Consider the following 18,368-nt stretch of genomic DNA (forward strand, 5'->3'; position numbering starts at 1 on the left):
CACTCGACCTTGGGCTACAGAGCACCGAACGAGTACGAGCGGCTAGCTGCCTAGACACCACTTATTGAGGTGTCCGGAGAAACTTGACCAGGCCACCAGGCGTTGAAGCGGTGGATGGTGGTTTCGGGGATTGTGAATTCCGTGTTGGAGGTTTCAGACATCGCTCTCCATGGCTCCGCGCTTTTTAAATTGAAAGGCAGTAAGTCTCCGGGAATCTGAAGCGGAGCACCGGCTTGAAGCGCAGCGGCGTAAAGGTCGTGCAAGACGATTTGCGACATCAACTCATGGGTGCCGCCCCGCGCCTTGCCCTGATCGTTAGCGGCATAACCACCGCCCACGTCCGAGTGCACGCCGGGGTATACCACCTCGACCGTATTGGGCGGGTACAGCCCCTGCTCGTTGCGGACCGAATCCAGTGGAAAACAGGAGCGCTGCTCAAACGCCGCGACAAAGTGCCGGCACTGTTTTATCAAACCCGGAAAACGCGTCGGGTCCGGCAACAGTTGGGTGTCGTCGGCCCAATCCATATGCCCGGCGAAAAAGGGCACTGCGTGGGCGATGCCCACCGAGGCGACGGTGTCGAGTACGCCCAGAAACTCCACGCTGACCGGCAGCCCCAGCGACGTTTGTTCGGGTTTGTCGGCGCCTTCGGGGGTTTCGAACAGCTCGCTGAGCCAAGTCACGAAGGTGCGCGCTTCTGCGGCGCCGCGAGAAAAGCCATAAACGTAGAGCTTGAGGGAGAGCGGTTGGGGTTGCGGGGGGCTTTGCTGCATCTTCAAACGCAAAGGCGCCAGCCACTTCTCGATCTCGTCGCGGCGGCGGGTGCGGCCAACGAAGCTGGGCATCGCCGGGACCATTGCGGTTGCCATGGCCAACACGCTGGCCCTGGCCGGTTCATCCTTGACTTCCTGCTTGGTGACCGCATGGGACAATGCACTGACGATGCGCATCAGCGCCCAGTTGATTCTGTTCTCGCCGCCGACGGCGTATTTCAATCCATCTGCGTCATAATCAAACTCACCTATTTCCGGGAATGGTGTGCCTACGCCGGGTATGTAGTACGAAAAATACCCCCTATCCCTGGCCTTGTTTCCCTGAATAGACGCATGAAATAGCCTCGCGATATTACTGGGGTGGCCTTTTTTCACATCATTAGGCTCATTATTGTTGGTGCCATCAAAAAACAGGCTCACATGCAGCGCCTGGCAACAGGCAAAATAACGCCGCCGGCCATTGGCATCCTTGGTGCGTCTATAGAGTTGCTCCTCCATCACTTGGGATCGGTAATTGTGTTCGAACGTCTCCTGATCCCTCGGCAAACGGCCGCATCCAGGAAACTCAGGCGCCCCCCAAACGTTGGCCTTATCAACATTCATTTCGGACATACTGCTGGTTCCTCTACATCTTCAGGATCTTGGATTGGGTACTGAGGCATCGACGTTGCCCAACATGAAGTCGTGACTTTCACTTGCTGACAGGTAAGAAAATGGACCGTCATGCCGCAACGGTCATGGTCATATTCTGGAATTTCCACTCTTGCCTCATAGTGCTTGTAGTTTTTCGCATGCTTTCGTTGCTCGACCATATAGCCTTCAGAAGTTAACGGAGGCCAATTCACATAGGCATAAGGATCAAGATCAACCTCCCACTTTATGTCCGCAATCATCCCCGGTCGCCACTTATTCGGTAGCGCAATACAACAGATATTACCGCCGCCTCCTGAAGCTCTGTAGCCGTTCACAGAAAACCAGTTAATCGCCGTCCCCTTCACATGATTAACCGACTTCAAGTCTCCGGCAGCCCAACCATCATCTGGCGATGAACAACCTACTAACAGCCAGGCCAACACTGCACCACCAAGGCCAAATCTAGTTAACGCGGACATACTGCTGGCTCCTCTGCATCTTCCGAGTCTTGGGCACGCCCCATGGCGTAGCCGCCTAAGCTCGCCATTGTTTCGCCCTTCGCCCTGCCGGGCCTGCCAGACAAATCGCAAAAGGCGCCGAGAAAACAGGTAAATCGCTGCGCCGTGGCGAAACCACCGAAGGCGCTCGCTTCTGAGGCTTCACGGGCGGCCCGGCCTCGCCATCGGCACCAGGGAATAAAGAAAGGGATGGGCAAGCAGCGATCCGCCATGGGTGAACCCTCCGTGTGAATTGGGTCACCGGAATTGTTTCCAACCCGCCGGCCGGCGTCTGCCAGACAATTCCCAAAGGTGGCTCGGAAAACAGGTAAATTGCTGTAGGAATCCGCCCTACTCGAACACCCCGGCACGCCCGCCCCCACAGGCGGGGCAGCACTATGCACTGCTAAGAATGGCCGCACAGCCAGCCTCGCCGCTTGCCTCGGGAGCAAGGCTGAACGGGCGGCCGGTGAGCAGCATCAGTGCGCGTACTGGATCGAGGGGCTACAGATCGCTGCGCTGCTAGGGGGGGAAGATTAGGAAGCGGAACACTGCATGCTCAGCATCAAGGGTGGGCAACCATGAGCTGAGCGTAAGCTGGGGCAGGCCCAGCCAGAGCATGGATCTCCGGCGTGCTACTGCGAGCAGGGTTTCAGGGCCTATCGCCCGGCGCAACCGGAGTGCTCTTCACTTAAGCAACTTCACGGCCTCGTGGAGGGGATGAACATGTGAGCTCTGCTGATTTTGTGCATGAGCTTCAGGGCCTATCGCCCGGCACAGCCGGCCTCCCACCAGATTTGTGTAAGCCATTGATTTAAGTGGCAATACACCCGTGGGAGGCCGTGGCCCGGCACTCCGGCTGTGCCGGGCGATAGGCCCTCAACCCCTACCCCGCCAAAAACAGCTCCAACGCCTCCACCCCCGGGCAGGTCGCCGGCCCGCGCCGGGTCACCGCCAAGGCCGCGGCGGCGTTCGCCCGGCGCGCGGCGGCCAGCGGCGCCAGGCCCTGGGCGAGGCCGGCCAGTAACACGCCGGTGTGGGCATCGCCGGCGCCGTTGCTGTCCACGGCGCGCACGCTGAAGCCCGGTACCTGCCAACGTTCACTGCCTTGGGCCAGCCAGCACCCGGCCGGGCCGTCGCGCAGCACCACCCAGGCGCCGCGGGGCAGGCGCTCGACCAGCCGGGTGAGCGCCGCCTCCACCGTTTCACTGGCGGTAAAGCGCAGGGCTTCGTCGCGGTTGCTGCTCCACAGGCTCACCTGCCCGAGCAACTCGGCCATCGCCGGGCTGTTCGGCGTGCTCACCAACGGCCCCGGGTCGAACGCCAGCGGGCAGCGCCCGGCGTGGCGGCGCAGCCAGGCCAGCAGGCCGTCGGCCTTGCCGGGGTGCAGCAGGCTGTAGCCACTGACCATCAGCCAGTCCTCGGCGTTGGGCGCGAGGTTGGCCAGCTCCTCAGCGGCCAGGCCGCCTTCGGCGCCCACATAGGAGATAAACGAGCGCTCGGCGCTGGCGTCGGTCAACGCCACCGACAGCCCGGTATCCGCCCCGGCGGTGGGCGCCAACCAGGCCTGGATGCCCTCGGCGGCCAGCGCCGCGCGGGCCAGTTCGCCGAAGCGGCCATCACCGTGGCGGCCCAGGTAAACGGTGGCCAGGCCATGGCGGGCGGCGGCGGCCATGACGTTGAAGCCGCCACCGGCCTCGAAGCTGGCGCTTTGCGCGAGCACGTCTTGGCCGGCGCGGGGCAGTTCTGCCACGGCCATCACCAGGTCGATCACGACCTGGCCGGTGTAGAGCAATCTAGCGGGCATGGGCATCCTCTTGGCTGAACCCCTGGCGGTCGCGGCAACCGCCCAACAGTGCGTACAGGCCGCCGGCGACCACGAAGGTGACGATCCAGCCCAGGCCGTTGTGGCCGAACCAGGAGTCGGCCAGCCAGCCGTGGAACAGCACGTGGCCGGCGCCGACCTTCACCGTGGTGAAGCTGAAGCCCAGCACGATGGCCAGCGCCCAGGCGCCGAAGGCGTGCCATTGCACCCCGCCGCGGTACCAGTAGGCGCTGCGCGGGCTAACGTCCATCAGGTCAGCGGCGGCATAGTGCTGGCGGTGCAGCATGTCGACCAGGAAAATCCCCACCCAGGCGGTGATCGGCACCGCCAACAGGGCGATGAAGGTGATGAACGGGCCGTAGAAGCTGTCGGCGATCAGCATGAAGTAAATCGAGCCGGCGAAGATCGCGACGATGTCGACCACCACCGCGTACACGCGTTTGACCTTCAGCCCAAGGGTCAGGGTGGTCAGCCCGGCCGAATACACCGAGAGGTTGTTCGACAGCAGCAAGCCGCCAAAGGCAGTGAGCAGGTACGGCACGGCCATCCACGCCGGCAGCAGTTCACGGATCGCCACGATCGGGTCGTTGGCCGACGCCAGGTGGTCGTTGCCCACCGAAATCAGCCCGCCGAGGGTAATCAACAGCACCAGCGGGATGCCCGCGCCAAACGCCGCCGAGGCCACCAGGCTGCCGGCGCGCACGCTTTTGTGCTGGTAGCGCGACATGTCTGCCCCGGCATTGGCCCAACCAATCCCAGTGCCGGCGGCCATGGTGCCGATGCCGATCAGCACCGCCGCCATCGGCGCGGGCTGCGCGGCCCAGACGGCGCTCCAGTCGATGTGCAAGGCGAGGAACGCCCCCACCCAGAGGTTGAGCGCGCCGAACACCCAGGTCGCCCACTTCTGGATCACCAGCAAGGTGGCATGGCCCAGGCCCGACACGCAGAGGGTGAGCAGCACGAACAGGCCGATGAACACCAGGGTGAGCAGCGGCGCGCTTTTGGCCTCGACCGGGGTGCCCTGGATGATCGACACCAGCGACAGCAGCACGAAGGCCGCGGTGGTGGTGTTGACGGTTTCCCAGCCCAGCCGCGAACCGAGCGAGACCAGCGTCGGGCCGATGTTGCCGCGCATCCCGAACACTGCCCGCGAGAGCGTCAGGCTGGGCGCGCGGCCGCGGCGGCCGGCGATCGAGAGCAGGCCGACCACGGCAAACGAACCGCCGGCGCCGAGGATCGCCACCACCAGCGCCTGGCCGATCGACAGGCCCTGGAAGGCCACCAGGGTGGCGCCCAGGGGCAGCCCGAGGATGCTGATGTTGGCGGCGAACCACACCCAGAACAGCTGCAGGGGGTGGCCCTGGCAGTCGTGTTCCGGCACCGGTTCGATACCACGTGTTTCCAGTTGTCCCGCACTGTTGCGCGTACTCATTGAACAGCTCCCGCGAAGAATGGTTGTTGTGGCGGCAGGGTTGGGTGTAGAGCGTGTGGGCAGTGTCTTGTTATGGGGTTGTTGTGTAAGGGGGGCGATAGGCCCTCAGGCCATGCGCAACGCCAGCAGTTGTTCGGTCAGCAGGTCCAGGTCCAGCCGGTTCACGGCCTTCACCTGCTCGATCGCCTCCAGCGGCCAGGCGCTCAGCCCATGGGTGGCGCCAAGCATGGCGCCGAGCATGGCGGCGATGGTGTCGGTGTCGCCGCCCAGGCTGGCGGCCATGCACAGCGCCGGATAGGGCTGCAGGGTGGCGTTGGCCACCGCGCGGGCCAGGGCAAAGGCGGCTACCACGGATTCCTGGGAGGCCACCGAGGTACCGATCACGTCGTAGATCAGGTCGGGCAGGCGCGCGCTGTCGCAACCTTCACAGAGCAGCCGCGACCAGCCAATGCGCGCCGCCACCGAGCCGCCGGCGACCCAGTGGCCACGGGTTTCGCCCCATTGGGCGGCTTCGATGCCCTGCTCCAGGGCGGTTTTCAGGTCGGCGCCGTTGATCCCGGCCGAGACCACCGCCGCCACCGCCGCCGCGCTGGCGATGCCCAGGCCAGTGTTATGGGTGACCTGGCAGGCCTGCTGCACTTGCTCCATGAAGCGCTGCGGTTGGTTCACGTCGCTGGCGATGCCCACCGGGGTGATGCGCATGGCGGCGCCGTTGGTGGTGCCATAGCGCCCGGCGTCGTCGGGGCTGGCGCCGGCGAGGATCATCTCGATGGCGCGCTTGGTCGAAGGCCCGAGCAGGTCTTGCGAGCCCTTGGCGCGCATCGCGGCTTCCCAGTCGATCAGGTGCTGGGCGAGGTCCCCAGGGGCGATTTCACCGCGCCCGGCGACCAACAACTCAGCCACCAGCACAGCCTGTTCGGTGTCGTCGGTGATGGCGCCGGCGGGCATGTTCGGGGCGATCGGCTGGTCGCTGCCGGAGGCCAGCAGGCCGCTGATGCGCCCGTAGCGCTGGCGAACCTGCTCGCGTGACAGCGACTGGGTGGGCATGCCCAGGGCATCGCCCAGGGCCAGGCCGTAGAACGCGCCCAAGGCACGCTGGCGGAGAGGTAAGGCGCCGGTCATGGTTCGTTTCCGAAGCTCAGGCTGAGCTGAAAGTGGCTGGGGTCGAGCAGGCTTTCGACCTGCTCCATAAAGCGCCCGCGGGTGTCGTAGGTTTCCCGCAGGGTTTTCAGGAACACCGTGCCCTGGGGGCGCTGCAGCCACTCGGCGCTGGCTTCATCCAGCGGCTCGGCGCCGATCCACTGGCGGCCGCGGGCCCCGGTAAAACCATGGGAGACCAGCGTGGCGGTGAGCGAACCTTCGACCAGCCCCAGCGCCGGCAACTGCTCCAGGCCATCGGTGGCCGGCACCAGCGCGCATTCCAGCGACACCAGGCTGCCATCGGCGGCGCGGCGCCGGCGGCGAATGCAGATGAACCGCGCGGTACCCAGCCGCACGGCCAGCTCCGGGCGTTCGACGGCGGTGATCTCCAGCAGCTCGGTGGCCACCTGGGTCGCCCCCGCCGCCAGCGCCCGCGCCCAACCGGCGCTCTGGTGCAGCGGCACGCCGTCGTAGGTGACGATCGAGCCAACGCCGGTCTGGGTGGCGATGTAGTTGCGCCGCTTCAGCTCCGACAGCGCCTCGCGCAGCGTGCCGCGGCTGACGTCGAATTCCGCCGCCAACTCGTGCTCGCCGGGCAAACGCTCGCCGGTGCCCAGTTCACCGCGTTCGATACGCTGCACGAGGGCATCGACCACGCGGGTTTTCTTGTCAAATCGAACCTGTCTAATCATGTACAAATTGATACCGTGAGTGGGGGTGGGTTGGCAAGGTTTTTTTCAGAGGGTGGCGTGAAGGCCCTTTGCCCGGCCGCGCCGTGATGCGGTTCACTTAAGCGATCAGAACGCTAAGTTGACGGTGAACAGCTCTGATGTATCCCGGTGGTTTTACCGAGCGCATGACCTAGCTGGCCTATCGCCCGGCACAGCCGGCCTCCCACGGGCTCTGTGCTTTCTGTTAAATCAGGTACTTACACAAATCTGGTGGGAGACCGTGGTCCGGCGTTCCGGCTGTGCCGGGCGATGGACCCGTCAGATCAACCGCGCACGCAAGGCTTCAACCACCCGCGCCAGCTCGGCGGATTCGCCTTCGATGCGCACCGCCAGCCCTTCGACCTCGCGGCGGTACGGGTACTGCTTGCGCAGTTGGTCGAAGGCTTGGCGCTGAGCGGCCTCGTCGCGGTGCAGGCTGCGGCGAAAATCCGCGTCGTCCCGGCGTGGGTCGTACACGGCGCGGCAGATGGCCGCCAGCGCCCAGTCCGGTTCGGTGCTGGCGTGCAGGCTGAGCTGGGCCAGCCACGGCGGCGGCAGCAAATCGGCCAGTTGCACACTCGGTGCCACGCCCTGCCAGCGGCAGAACGCCTGGTAGATTTGCGCGGTGCCGCGCTGCTTGCCGTCCAGGCTGTGCCCGGCGATGTGCGGGGTGGCAATCAGGCATTGGCTGGCCAGGGCGCGGTCAACGCTGGGTTCGTGCTCCCACACGTCGAGCACCGCAGTAAGGTCGGGGCGCTCGGCCAGTACCGTGCGCAGGGCGTGGTTGTCGATCACCGGGCCGCGCGCGGCGTTGATCAGCCAGGTGCCCGGGCGCAATGCGCGCAGGCGCTGTTCATCGAGCAAATGCCAGGTGGCGTGCTCGCCCTCACGGGTGAGCGGGGTGTGCAGGCTGATGGCATCGCACTGCGCCAACAGCGTGTCGAGGCTCACATGGCCCTCGCCTTCGCGGAACGGGTCACACACCAGCACGCGCCAACCCAAGCCGCGCAGGGCTTCGATCAGGCGCCCGCCGACCTCGCCAGCACCGACCACGCCATAGGTGCGCGAGGCCAGCGCCACACCCTCGCGCTCGGCCATCAGCAGCAGGCTGCCGATCACGTATTCCACCACGCCACGGGCGTTGCAGCCGGGCGCGCTGGCCCAGTGGATGCCGGCCTCGGCGAAATGCTCCAGGGCCAGGTGGTCGGTGCCGATGGTGCAGGTGCCCACGAAGCGCACCGGGCTGCCGGCCAGCAGCGCGGCGTCGACGCGGGTGATCGACCGCACGATCAAGGCATCGGCATCGCGCAGGTGCTCAGGGCCGATCTGCCGGCCTGGCACCCGGCGAATTTCGCCGAATGAGCAAAAAAACTCATCGATCAGGGGGATGTTTTCATCAGCGACGATCAGCATGGTCAGGCTTTCTTGCGAATCCAGTACAGGTAAGTGCCGGCGCTTTCGCGCTGGCCGAGCAGTTCGTGGTCGAGAAACACACAGAACTTGGGGATGTCGCGCTGGGTCGACGGGTCGGTGGCGATCACCTTGAGCAGGCCGCCGGCGGCCAGGTCGCGCACCTGCTGGTGCAGCATCATCACCGGTTCCGGGCAGTTCAGCCCGCTGGCGTCGAGCACCGCGTCAACGCTCAGGTCATCAAAAGTATCAGGCATGCACGCACTCCAGGGTCAGGGCGTTATTGTCACGCAAAACGTTCACTTGTCGAGCCGGCGCAGATGGCAGGTGACCTCTTCGCGGTCGAAGTACAGCTGCTTGCAGCCAATCTGCACCTTCACCTTGCGCGCCTTGAAACCTTCCTCGATGCGCTCGAGCAGGCGCCGCACTTCGGCGTAGCGCTGTTTCATCGGCAGCTTGAGGTTGACCACCGCCTCGCGGCAGTAGCCCTCGCCCAGCCAGGTTTCGAGCAAGGCGGCATTGCGCGCGGGCTTTTCGACGATGTCGCAGACCATCCAGTCGACCGGCGGCTTGGGCACATAGGTAAAGCCGTCGGCCATCAGGTGCCGGACCAGGCCGGTGTCCATCAGGCTTTGCGCCATCGGCCCGTTGTCGATGGCGGTGACCAGCATGCCGCGCCGCACCAGTTGGTAGGTCCAGCCGCCGGGCGAGGCGCCGAGGTCGACCCCGGTCATGTCGCTGTTGAGGCGCTCGTCCCACTGCTCGCGGGGGATGAAGTGGTGCCAGGCTTCCTCGAGCTTGAGCGTCGAGCGGCTCGGCGCCTCGCGCGGGAACTTCAAGCGCGGGATGCCCATCGGCCACATCGCCGAGTTGTTCGCCGGGGCGATGCCGGCGAACACTTCGCGGCCGCTGACGAAGGTCAGCAGCAGGCGCGGGCCGTTGCCGCCCTCCTCCAGCCGCCCGGCATTGATCAGCGCCTTGCGCAGCGGCGCTTCGAACTTGCGGCAAAAGGTCGAGAGCTCTTTGCCGTCGTTGGTGTCCATCACCTCCAGCCACAGGCTGCCGCACACCGGGTACGCCGCCAGTGCCTCGAGCAGCACGCTGATGCGGTCGGTTTCCGGCAGCGCCAGGTAACCGCCACGGGCCCACTGGCGGGGGAAAATCAACTGCATGAAGCGCAGCCGCGCCATCAGCGTGGCCGGGCCCTCGGCGTCGAAGCACACGAACTCGGCGCAGGCACTGCCGGCCTTGCCCTTAGCGTAACCGGCCACGCCGAGCGCGGCGGCGTGTTCACTGATTTCGGCACAGGCTTCGCCTTCGAAGCCCGGCCGGCAGTGCATGAACAGCGTATTCATGGAAAACCCTGCGGTACTAAAGGTGCGGATGATAAAGGAATTCGGAACTGCCGGCGCGCTGGCCCAGTCCAGTAATAAAGACCATAGCCATTTGGCCCGTGCCGTGCGGGCCGCGCAGGAGACGCCTCACATGCCCTCGCAAGATAGCCTGAACACCCTCGCCACCCTCGATGTGGCCGGCAAGCAATACCATTACTTCAGCCTGCCGGCGGCCGCCAAAACCCTGGGTGACCTGCAAAAGCTGCCGATGTCGCTCAAGGTGCTGCTGGAAAACCTGCTGCGCTGGGAAGACGGCAGCACCGTGACCCGCCCCGACCTCGACGCCCTCGCCGCCTGGCTGCAAGAGCGCCGCTCGGACCGGGAGATCCAGTATCGCCCGGCGCGGGTGCTGATGCAGGACTTTACCGGCGTGCCCGCAGTGGTCGACCTCGCCGCCATGCGCGCGGCGGTGGCCAAGGCCGGCGCCGACCCGCAGAAGATCAACCCGCTGTCGCCGGTGGATTTGGTGATCGACCACTCGGTGATGGTCGACAAGTACGGCAACACCGCCGCCTTTGGCGAAAACGTCGACATCGAGATGGAGCGCAACGGCGAGCGCTATGCCTTTTTGCGCTGGGGCCAGAACGCCTTCGACAACTTCAGCGTGGTGCCGCCGGGCACCGGCATCTGCCACCAAGTGAACCTCGAATACCTCGGCCGCACGGTGTGGAGCAAAGACGAAGACGGCCGCACCTACGCCTTCCCCGACACCCTGGTCGGCACCGACTCGCACACCACCATGATCAACGGCCTGGGCGTGCTCGGCTGGGGCGTGGGCGGCATCGAGGCGGAGGCCGCCATGCTCGGCCAGCCGGTGTCGATGCTGATCCCGGAAGTGGTCGGCTTCAAGCTAACTGGCAAGCTGAAGGAAGGCATCACCGCCACCGACCTGGTGCTGACCGTGACGCAGATGCTGCGCAAAAAAGGCGTGGTGGGTAAGTTCGTGGAGTTCTACGGCGACGGCCTGGCCGAGCTGCCCCTGGCCGACCGCGCGACCATCGGCAACATGGCCCCGGAATACGGCGCCACTTGTGGGTTCTTCCCGGTCGATGAGGTGACCCTGGATTACCTGCGGCTGTCGGGCCGCCCAGACGCCACCGTGCAACTGGTCGAGGCCTACTGCAAGGCCCAGGGCCTGTGGCGCCTGCCCGGCGAGGAGCCAGTGTTCAGCGCCACCCTGGCGCTGGACATGGGCACGGTCGAATCCAGCCTGGCCGGGCCGAAACGCCCGCAAGACCGCGTGCCACTGGGCAACGTGGCGCAGGCGTTCAATGATTTCGTTGGCCTGCAACTCAAACCGGCGAGCAAAGACGAAGGCCGCCTTGAAAGCGAGGGCGGCGGTGGCGTGGCGGTGGGCAACGCGGCCCAGGCCGGCGAGGCCGACTACACCCATGAAGGCGCCACCCACCGCCTGCGCAACGGCGCCGTGGTGATCGCGGCGATCACCTCGTGCACCAACACCTCCAACCCCAGCGTGATGATGGCCGCCGGCTTGCTGGCAAAAAACGCCGTTGAAAAGGGCCTGCAACGCCAACCCTGGGTGAAAAGCTCACTGGCGCCGGGTTCCAAGGTGGTCACCGATTACTTCCAGGCCGCCGGGCTCACGCCCTATCTCGACCAGTTGGGCTTTGACCTGGTCGGCTATGGCTGCACCACCTGCATCGGCAACTCCGGCCCACTCGATGCGCCCATCGAAAAAGCCATCCAGCAGGCCGACCTTACCGTGGCCTCGGTGCTGTCGGGCAACCGCAACTTCGAAGGCCGGGTGCACCCGCTGGTGAAAACCAACTGGCTGGCCTCGCCGCCGCTGGTGGTGGCCTATGCGCTGGCGGGCAATGTGAACATCGACATCAGCCGCGAGCCGCTGGGTACCGGCAGCGATGGCAAGCCGGTGTACCTGCGCGACATCTGGCCCAGCCAGAAGGCCATCGCCGAGGCCGTGGCGCAGGTGAGCACCGCGATGTTCCACAAGGAATACGCCGAGGTGTTCAAGGGCGACGCGCAATGGCAGGCCATCGCCGTGCCACAGGCGGCCACCTACGAGTGGCAGGCTGGCTCGACTTACATCCAGCACCCGCCGTTCTTCGAAGACATCGCTGGGCCGCTGCCGGCGATCACCGACGTAAAAGGCGCCTACGCCCTGGCGCTGCTGGGCGACTCGGTGACCACCGACCATATTTCCCCGGCTGGCAACATCAAGGCCGACAGCCCGGCCGGCCGTTACCTGCGGGAAAAAGGCGTGGAGCCCCGGGACTTCAACTCCTACGGCTCACGGCGCGGCAACCATGAGGTGATGATGCGTGGCACCTTCGCCAACATCCGCATCCGTAACGAAATGCTCGGCGGCGAGGAAGGCGGCAACACCATTTACGTGCCCAACGGCGAGAAAATGGCCATCTACGACGCCGCCATGGCCTACCAGCAAAAAGGCACCCCACTGGTGGTGATCGCCGGCCAGGAATACGGCACCGGCTCCAGCCGCGACTGGGCGGCCAAGGGCACCAACCTGCTCGGGGTGAAGGCGGTGATCGCCGAAAGCTTCGAGCGCATCCACCGCTCCAACCTGGTCGGCATGGGCGTGCTGCCGCTGCAGTTTCTGGGTGAGCAGAACCGCAAGAGCCTGGAGCTGACCGGGCGCGAAACCTTCGACATCACTGGGCTGGAGGGGGTTGCGCTGAAGCCGCGGCTGCACCTGAAGCTGGGGATCACCCGTGGCAACGGGCAGCGCGACGAAGTGGAAGTGCTGTGCCGGATCGACACCCTGAACGAGGTGGAGTACTTCAAGGCGGGGGGGATTTTGCATTACGTGTTGCGGCAGTTGATTGCGGCCTGATGTGAGGGCCCTTCGCCCGGCGTAGCCTTAATGCTGTTCACTTAAGCAATTTCACGCCTTTATGGAAGGGATCAATCTGTGAGCTCTGCTAATTTTGTGCATGAGCTTCAGGGCCTATCGCCCGGCACAGCCGGCCTCCCACGGGTTCTGTGTTGCCTCGTAAATCAATGGCTTACACAAATCTGGTGGGAGGCCGGCTGTGCCGGGCGATAGGCCAGTCAGCTCATGCGCTCAGTAAAACCATTTGGAGAATTCTGGGCTTTTCACCCTCAATTCAGCGCTCCGAGTGCTTAAGTGAACAGCATTACGGCGTAGCCGGCCGAAGGGCCACCTCTCAAGCCCTGGCCCGCCAGCGCAACCAGTCAGCCCGCAACACCACCCAGCTGCCCACCAGTAACACGGCGTCCTTGAGCAGGAACCCGGTGCTGTCGCCCATCGCCGGGAAGCCGCCGGCGGATGCCTCCCAGCCCCCTGGGGTGGTGAGGATCAAGCTGAGGGTAACGCTGTAGGTGAGCATCGACCCCGCCGCCCCCACCACGCCCACCACTGGCCATACCAGCCCCAACAGCAGCAGCGCGGCAATGCCCCATTCGGCCACGCCCAGCGCATAGCTGCCACCGGCATGGCCCCAGAGGGCGTACATCCAGCTCAGCAGCGGGCTGTTGGCGATCAACGGCACCAGCGCCTGCACCTCGTAATCGAACCACTTGGTATAGCCAAAACCGAGAAAGATCAGCACCAGCACCGCGCGCATGGCGCGGGCGCCGCTGTGGCGGCCGACCCAGGCGTCGAGCGCCTGCTGGCGAGGGCAAGGGGTGTGTGGCGTCTGTTCCATGGCAGTGCTCCTGCGGCTGAAGGGCTGCCATCCCTGGCAGCCGGGGCCGCGGAGTATCCCACGCGGCGCGCCGGCGCGGGCCAGGCAAGCCGTTAGCAGGTGTTACCGCCTAGCCCTGGCCGAACAGGTCATGGGCGTCGAGCAGGGCGTAGGCAATCTCCGGGCGCGCCTCCAGCGCCCGGCGGATCGCCGCCGGGATCGCCTGGCGGGTTTTCCGGCACAGCCCCGGGCACGCCAGCACCTCGATGCGAAAGCCACGCATGCTGCGCACTTCGTTCGGCCCGGGTGCCACCTCCACGGTCAACCCCAACTGCAGCTGTATGCGCCCCTGCATGTGGCGCAGGTCGTCGAGGCTGACCAGCGCCTCGAGGCGTTCGAGCAGGCGTTTTTCCTCGGCGCGGGTCAGCCGCAGGATGCGCAGGTCGGCGCCGGGCGTGGCCAACAGTTGTTCGCGCTCGCAGATGCAGGCACCGGGTGGGCAGGGCTGGCGAACGATGGGCTGGGCGCTGGTCATGGTGCGGGGATCATAGCGAAGCCGGGCCCGGCGTGCACATCACCGGCTATCGCCGCGGCTTGTGAAAAAATTGTCGAAAAAACGTTACTGTTTGTTTCTGGTTCTCATTTATCATTTGAGTCAGAGTCTCATTATCATTCACCACCAGGAACCGCGATCTTGAACCCTCGTCTCCCCGCCAGCTTCCTGCTGGCCGGCGCCTGCGCCGCGCTGCCCCTCGCCCACGCTGATGAACTGACCCTGCCGACCACGCAGATTCAGGACACTTCCACCCAGGTCGACGCCCCCAGCGAGGGCTACCAGGGCCGGGTACAGAGCAGCACCACCAAGCTGGGCCTGACCGACAAGGAAACCCCGCAGGCGGTCACCACCATCACTCGCCAGCAGATGGACGACTTCAAGATCAACGGCATCAAGGACGCCCTGCGTTCGGCACCGTCGGTGACCGTCGAGCAGTCTGAAACCGACCGCACCGAGTTCACCTCGCGCGGCTTCGAGATCGGCACCTTCGAAACCGACGGCATGGGCATGCCCTTCGCCCAGGCCACGCTGATCGGCGACCTCGACATGGCCGAGTACGAGCAGATCGACGTGCTGCACGGTGCCAACGGCTTGATGAGCGGCACCGGCAACCCGTCGGCGACGGTCAACTTCGTGCGCAAGCGCCCGACCGATACCTTCCAGGCCCGGATCAACACCAGCGTCGGCTCGTGGGACAACCGCCGTGTCGATGTAGACGTTTCCGGCCCGCTGACCCCGACCGGCAACGTGCGCGGGCGCTTCATCTATGCCCACGACAAAGGCAACTCCTGGCTCGACCGCTACAGCCATGAGAAAAACGTCGCCGCCGGCCTGCTGGCCTTTGACCTGAGCGACGCCGACACCCTGACGGTGGGCTTCTCCCAGCACAACAGCGACTCCAACGGCAGCACCTGGGGCAACCTGCCGCTGATCGACAGCGCCGGCAACCCGATCCACTACAGCAGCCGCAGCTCCAGCGTCGGCCAGCCGTGGAGCTACTGGAACATGCACACGCAAAAGGCCTTTGCCGAGCTCAAGCATGACTTTGGCAATGGCTGGAACGCGACGGTAACGGCGACCGGTATCACCGAATACCAAGACACCAACATGTTCTATATCAGCTCGGTGACCGACGACACCGCCTCTGCCTACGGCGCCCACACCACCAGCAAGAACCACCAGTTGCTCGGCGAGGCTAAGGTTTCAGGGCCGTTCAGCCTGTTTGGCCGCGAGCATGAAATCACCTTCGGCGCCGCCTATGGCCGCACCCACCAGAAGGCCACCGAACACGACGAAGGCGACAGCAACAGCGATGTCACCTACGGCTATTACGACCAGAACTGGCAAGACGTACTGGCCGGCAACGCCACCTACCCGACCTTCCAGTACCAGAGCCCGGCGGATTACCAGAACTTCTCCGACACGCAAAAAAGCCTGTTCGCCGGCGCGCGCTTCAGCCTGATGGACGACCTGCACTGGATCGCCGGGGCGCGGATGATCAGCCTCGACGGCTCGGGCGATAACTACGGCGCCGACCACTCCATGCGCGAGCATGGCAAGGTCACCCCGTACACCGGGCTGGTCTATGACCTGAACAAACAGTGGAGCCTGTACACCAGCTGGACGCAGATCTACAGCCCGCAATACAACTACATCGGCACCGACGGCCGCCCGCTCGACCCACTCGAAGGCAAAAGCCTGGAAGCCGGCGTAAAAGCCAGCCTGATGAACAACCGGCTCGACGTGACCGCCGCAGTGTACAAGGCTGAACAGCGCAATGCGCCAGGTTCGTACACCCAGGAAGGCACCCAGTACCTCTATGAAACCGTTAACTACAAAAGCCACGGCATCGAACTGCAAGCCTCCGGCGAAGTACTCCCTGGCCTGAACCTGCTGGCCGGCTACACTTGGACCCACATCGAAGACGACAACGGCGACCACGCCCGCAAGTACGTGCCCACCCACGCCCTGCGCGGCATGGCCACCTACCGCCTGCCGGGCCTGCCGAAGGCCACCGTCGGCACCCGCGTGAGCTGGCAGAGCCGTATCGAAAGCGACAGCTACAGCTACGTGGGGCAGAACGCCTATGCCCTGGTCGACCTGATGGCGAACTACGACATCGACGAGCACTGGAGCACCGGGCTTAACTTCAACAACATCTTCGACCGCAAGTATTTGTTGTCGATGTACAGCAGCACCGCCAGCAACTACGGCGCCCCACGCAACGTCACCGCCTCGGTGAGCTGGAAGTACTGACCCGCCGGGCCTAGTGCAACTGGGCCCACAGCGAAAAGCTGCCCAGCAGCACCCAGAACGAGATGAAAATCCACGGGGTGCGCAAACTGAACAACAAGGAGGCGCGGTAGCCCTGCTTGTTGTTCTCCCAATCGCTGAACAGCGGCGACTCGTCATAGGCGCGGCCCATGGCCGGGTCGCTGGCGAGCAACTGGCGCTGCTTGAAGTGCCAGTGGCCGATGATTTCATACGACGCGCGAATGCCGGGCCAGGCATGCATCGACGTCACCAACCCCAATAACGCCAACAGCATCGGCACCACCAGGGTGAACAGCAAGCCCCAGCTGTGGTTCACGTTGGCCATCGACGAGGCATAGGCGATCACCAGAAACGATTGCGCCGAGAGGTACGCGTTGGTGCGGTTGGAGAGCAAACTCGACTCGAAATGTATCTCCCGCCGATAAAATTCCAGGCGCGCCCGGGGCGAGTCGAACACCCCCGCCCCCTCCTCCGCCTGCCCTGTCGACAGCGGCGCGTCGACGATGATTCGCTGCATCTGCTTCTCCTGCCCAATTGCCCTGCCTAGGTTCAGGCCACAGTGCCGCCGTGGGGTTCACTCGGCGCACAGCCTGGCAGGCCCCGATAAAAAAAACCGATACCTTCCCAAACGCTTCGCAGGCGACAACTGTGCGCGCCCGGCTTAACGTTCGTGGCATGCCGTGGGTAGGCCGGCATCGAATAACAATGACAATCAAGGTGGCGCGCAATGGCAACTTCCAACTCCGTCGACATCAAGGCCTGGATCGACCAGCGCCCGGTCGGCCGTTATCAATGGCTGATCCTCGGCCTGTGCTTTTTTATCGTGTTGTTCGACGGCGTCGACGTGGCGGTGATGGGCTTCATTGCCCCGGCGGTGATGCAGGACTGGGCGTTGTCCAAGGCCGCGTTCGGCCCGGTGATGAGCGCGGCGATGTTCGGCCTGGCTGCCGGCGCGCTGCTCGCCGGGCCGTTCGCCGACCGTATCGGGCGGAAAAAAGTACTGCTGCTGGCGGTCACGCTATTCGCCGTGCTCAGCCTGGCCTGTGCCTTTGCCCGCAACCCTTATGAGTTGGCGATTCTGCGCTTTTTCACTGGCATCGGCCTGGGCGCGGCGATGCCCAATACCACCACGCTGCTGAGCGAATATTTGCCGCAGCGGCTGCGCTCGGTGTTGATCACGGTGATGTTCACCGGCTTCAACCTCGGCTCAGGCGCCGGCGGCTTCGTCGCCGCCTGGCTGCTCAAGCATTACGACTGGCACGCGGTGTTGCTGGTGGGCGGCCTGTTGCCGCTGGCGTTGCTGCCGGCGCTGTGGCTGTGGCTGCCGGAATCGGCGCGCTTTTTGGTGGTGCGGCGCGCCCCGGATGAGCAGGTGGCCAAACTGATGCGGCCGCTGGGCGGGGTGTTTCCGGCCGGCACCCGGTTTACCTCCGAGGAACCCGCCATCGCCCGCCGCCTGCCGCTGGCCACGCTGTTCAATGAGCGCTACCGCCTCGGCACCTGGGCGCTGTGGGCGACCTACTTCATGGGCCTGATGGTGATCTACCTGCTGATGGGCTGGTTGCCCACGCTGATGCGCGACGCCGGCATCGCCGTGGACGAAGCCGCGCGTACCACCGGCCTGTTCCAGATCGGCGGCGCCGTGGGCGCGCTGTTGGTCGGCTGGCTGATGGACCGCCACCAGGCCAACCGGGTGATTTCCCTGGCCTACCTGGGCGGCGCGCTGTTTATCGCCGTGCTCGGTTTGATCGGCCTGGGCTCCAGCGCGCTGACCCTGGTGGTGATGCTCGCCGGCTTCTGCATGAGCGGCGCGCAAACCGGCCTGAACGCCTATGCCCCAGGCTATTACCCGACCGAAGCGCGCGCCACCGGGGTGAGCTGGATGCTCGGCATCGGCCGCTTCGGGGCGATCTTCGGTTCGATCATCGGCGGCGTAGTGCTCGGCCTCGGCATGGGCATGGACCTGCTGTTCATCACCCTGGCCTTGCCGGCCGTGATCGCCTCGCTGGCGATCCTCGTCAACGCCCGCGCCGCGCGCCGCCTGAGTGCGCACGGCCCAGTTACCACTGTTTAAGGA

14 protein-coding genes and 1 pseudogene are annotated in these 18,368 nt (G+C 64.9%); 3 read left to right on the forward strand and 12 right to left on the reverse strand.

Annotated features, from left to right (window positions below):
* Positions 1 to 95: 95 nt before the first annotated feature.
* The 9 genes and pseudogenes from ACFZCE_RS22915 to rlmM all read right to left on the reverse strand — a co-directional run.
* Positions 96 to 1,385: pseudogene (locus ACFZCE_RS22915) on the reverse strand (T6SS phospholipase effector Tle1-like catalytic domain-containing protein); the annotation flags it as partial.
* Entirely contained in the window at positions 1,373 to 1,885 is a 513-nt protein-coding gene (locus ACFZCE_RS22920) for a DUF3304 domain-containing protein (protein WP_390942824.1), read from the reverse strand. The gene ACFZCE_RS22920 and the pseudogene ACFZCE_RS22915, both read right to left, overlap by 13 nt.
* 904 nt (positions 1,886 to 2,789) lie before the next feature.
* The gene (locus ACFZCE_RS22925) at positions 2,790 to 3,710 is read right to left on the reverse strand and encodes a PfkB family carbohydrate kinase (protein WP_390942825.1); all 921 of its coding nucleotides are present in this window, start codon (positions 3,708 to 3,710) and stop codon (positions 2,790 to 2,792) included.
* A complete protein-coding gene (locus tag ACFZCE_RS22930; RefSeq protein ID WP_390942826.1) occupies positions 3,700 to 5,160 on the reverse strand; it encodes a cytosine permease in 1,461 nt (486 codons plus the stop codon). Before ACFZCE_RS22930 ends, ACFZCE_RS22925 begins: the two co-directional genes overlap by 11 nt.
* A 105-nt stretch (positions 5,161 to 5,265) precedes the next feature.
* A complete protein-coding gene (locus ACFZCE_RS22935; protein ID WP_390942827.1) occupies positions 5,266 to 6,282 on the reverse strand; it encodes an ADP-ribosylglycohydrolase family protein in 1,017 nt (338 codons plus the stop codon).
* Positions 6,279 to 6,992 (reverse strand): GntR family transcriptional regulator, encoded by a 714-nt coding sequence (locus tag ACFZCE_RS22940; RefSeq protein WP_390942828.1) that lies wholly within the window; start codon positions 6,990 to 6,992, stop codon positions 6,279 to 6,281. The genes ACFZCE_RS22935 and ACFZCE_RS22940 overlap by 4 nt, the downstream gene beginning before the upstream one ends.
* Before the next feature lie 297 nt (positions 6,993 to 7,289).
* Positions 7,290 to 8,423, reverse strand: a complete 1,134-nt coding sequence (pdxB, locus tag ACFZCE_RS22945; protein WP_390942829.1) for a 4-phosphoerythronate dehydrogenase PdxB — start codon at positions 8,421 to 8,423, stop codon at positions 7,290 to 7,292.
* A 2-nt stretch (positions 8,424 to 8,425) separates the two neighbouring features.
* Positions 8,426 to 8,677 carry a sulfurtransferase TusA gene (gene tusA / locus ACFZCE_RS22950; RefSeq protein ID WP_390942830.1) on the reverse strand — a complete coding sequence of 84 codons (252 nt, stop codon included), beginning with the start codon at positions 8,675 to 8,677 and terminating at the stop codon, positions 8,426 to 8,428.
* Between the two features lie 42 nt (positions 8,678 to 8,719).
* On the reverse strand, positions 8,720 to 9,775 hold the full coding sequence (gene rlmM, locus ACFZCE_RS22955; RefSeq protein WP_390942831.1) for a 23S rRNA (cytidine(2498)-2'-O)-methyltransferase RlmM: 1,056 nt from the start codon (positions 9,773 to 9,775) through the stop codon (positions 8,720 to 8,722).
* A 130-nt stretch (positions 9,776 to 9,905) separates the two neighbouring features.
* Here rlmM and acnA point away from each other — a divergent pair, with 130 nt between their 5' ends.
* Positions 9,906 to 12,647 carry an aconitate hydratase AcnA gene (gene acnA / locus ACFZCE_RS22960; protein WP_390942832.1) on the forward strand — a complete coding sequence of 914 codons (2,742 nt, stop codon included), beginning with the start codon at positions 9,906 to 9,908 and terminating at the stop codon, positions 12,645 to 12,647.
* 334 nt (positions 12,648 to 12,981) lie between these two features.
* On the opposite strand, the gene ACFZCE_RS22965 is transcribed toward acnA, so the two are convergent.
* Positions 12,982 to 13,482 (reverse strand): DUF417 family protein, encoded by a 501-nt coding sequence (locus ACFZCE_RS22965; RefSeq protein WP_390942833.1) that lies wholly within the window; start codon positions 13,480 to 13,482, stop codon positions 12,982 to 12,984.
* Positions 13,483 to 13,591: 109 nt separating this feature from the next.
* Positions 13,592 to 13,996, reverse strand: a complete 405-nt coding sequence (locus ACFZCE_RS22970) for a hypothetical protein (RefSeq protein ID WP_390942834.1) — start codon at positions 13,994 to 13,996, stop codon at positions 13,592 to 13,594.
* A gap of 159 nt (positions 13,997 to 14,155) precedes the next feature.
* Here ACFZCE_RS22970 and ACFZCE_RS22975 point away from each other — a divergent pair, with 159 nt between their 5' ends.
* Positions 14,156 to 16,273 (forward strand): TonB-dependent siderophore receptor, encoded by a 2,118-nt coding sequence (locus ACFZCE_RS22975; RefSeq protein ID WP_390942835.1) that lies wholly within the window; start codon positions 14,156 to 14,158, stop codon positions 16,271 to 16,273.
* A gap of 10 nt (positions 16,274 to 16,283) precedes the next feature.
* Here ACFZCE_RS22975 and ACFZCE_RS22980 read toward each other — a convergent pair whose 3' ends face one another.
* Positions 16,284 to 16,808, reverse strand: coding sequence for a hypothetical protein (locus ACFZCE_RS22980; RefSeq protein ID WP_390942836.1), 525 nt, complete (start codon positions 16,806 to 16,808; stop codon positions 16,284 to 16,286).
* 210 nt (positions 16,809 to 17,018) lie between these two features.
* Here ACFZCE_RS22980 and ACFZCE_RS22985 point away from each other — a divergent pair, with 210 nt between their 5' ends.
* The gene (locus tag ACFZCE_RS22985; RefSeq protein ID WP_390942837.1) at positions 17,019 to 18,365 is read left to right on the forward strand and encodes an MFS transporter; all 1,347 of its coding nucleotides are present in this window, start codon (positions 17,019 to 17,021) and stop codon (positions 18,363 to 18,365) included.
* The last annotated feature ends 3 nt before the right edge of the window (positions 18,366 to 18,368 follow it).

It is taken from the genome of Pseudomonas sp. NPDC007930 (genome assembly GCF_042958985.1).
GTDB lineage: Bacteria > Pseudomonadota > Gammaproteobacteria > Pseudomonadales > Pseudomonadaceae > Aquipseudomonas.

What these genes read in the sequence shown, in the direction of transcription:
- ACFZCE_RS22930 (WP_390942826.1), bottom strand. Translation starts at nt 5,160, where the DNA reads ATGAGTACGCGCAACAGTGCGGGACAACTGGAAACACGTGGTATCGAA.
- ACFZCE_RS22965 (WP_390942833.1), bottom strand. Translation starts at nt 13,482, where the DNA reads ATGGAACAGACGCCACACACCCCTTGCCCTCGCCAGCAGGCGCTCGAC.
- ACFZCE_RS22925 (WP_390942825.1), bottom strand. Translation starts at nt 3,710, where the DNA reads ATGCCCGCTAGATTGCTCTACACCGGCCAGGTCGTGATCGACCTGGTG.
- acnA (WP_390942832.1), top strand. Translation starts at nt 9,906, where the DNA reads ATGCCCTCGCAAGATAGCCTGAACACCCTCGCCACCCTCGATGTGGCC.
- tusA (WP_390942830.1), bottom strand. Translation starts at nt 8,677, where the DNA reads ATGCCTGATACTTTTGATGACCTGAGCGTTGACGCGGTGCTCGACGCC.
- rlmM (WP_390942831.1), bottom strand. Translation starts at nt 9,775, where the DNA reads ATGAATACGCTGTTCATGCACTGCCGGCCGGGCTTCGAAGGCGAAGCC.
- pdxB (WP_390942829.1), bottom strand. Translation starts at nt 8,423, where the DNA reads ATGCTGATCGTCGCTGATGAAAACATCCCCCTGATCGATGAGTTTTTT.
- ACFZCE_RS22980 (WP_390942836.1), bottom strand. Translation starts at nt 16,808, where the DNA reads ATGCAGCGAATCATCGTCGACGCGCCGCTGTCGACAGGGCAGGCGGAG.
- ACFZCE_RS22935 (WP_390942827.1), bottom strand. Translation starts at nt 6,282, where the DNA reads ATGACCGGCGCCTTACCTCTCCGCCAGCGTGCCTTGGGCGCGTTCTAC.
- ACFZCE_RS22920 (WP_390942824.1), bottom strand. Translation starts at nt 1,885, where the DNA reads ATGTCCGCGTTAACTAGATTTGGCCTTGGTGGTGCAGTGTTGGCCTGG.
- ACFZCE_RS22970 (WP_390942834.1), bottom strand. Translation starts at nt 13,996, where the DNA reads ATGACCAGCGCCCAGCCCATCGTTCGCCAGCCCTGCCCACCCGGTGCC.
- ACFZCE_RS22940 (WP_390942828.1), bottom strand. Translation starts at nt 6,992, where the DNA reads ATGATTAGACAGGTTCGATTTGACAAGAAAACCCGCGTGGTCGATGCC.
- ACFZCE_RS22985 (WP_390942837.1), top strand. Translation starts at nt 17,019, where the DNA reads ATGGCAACTTCCAACTCCGTCGACATCAAGGCCTGGATCGACCAGCGC.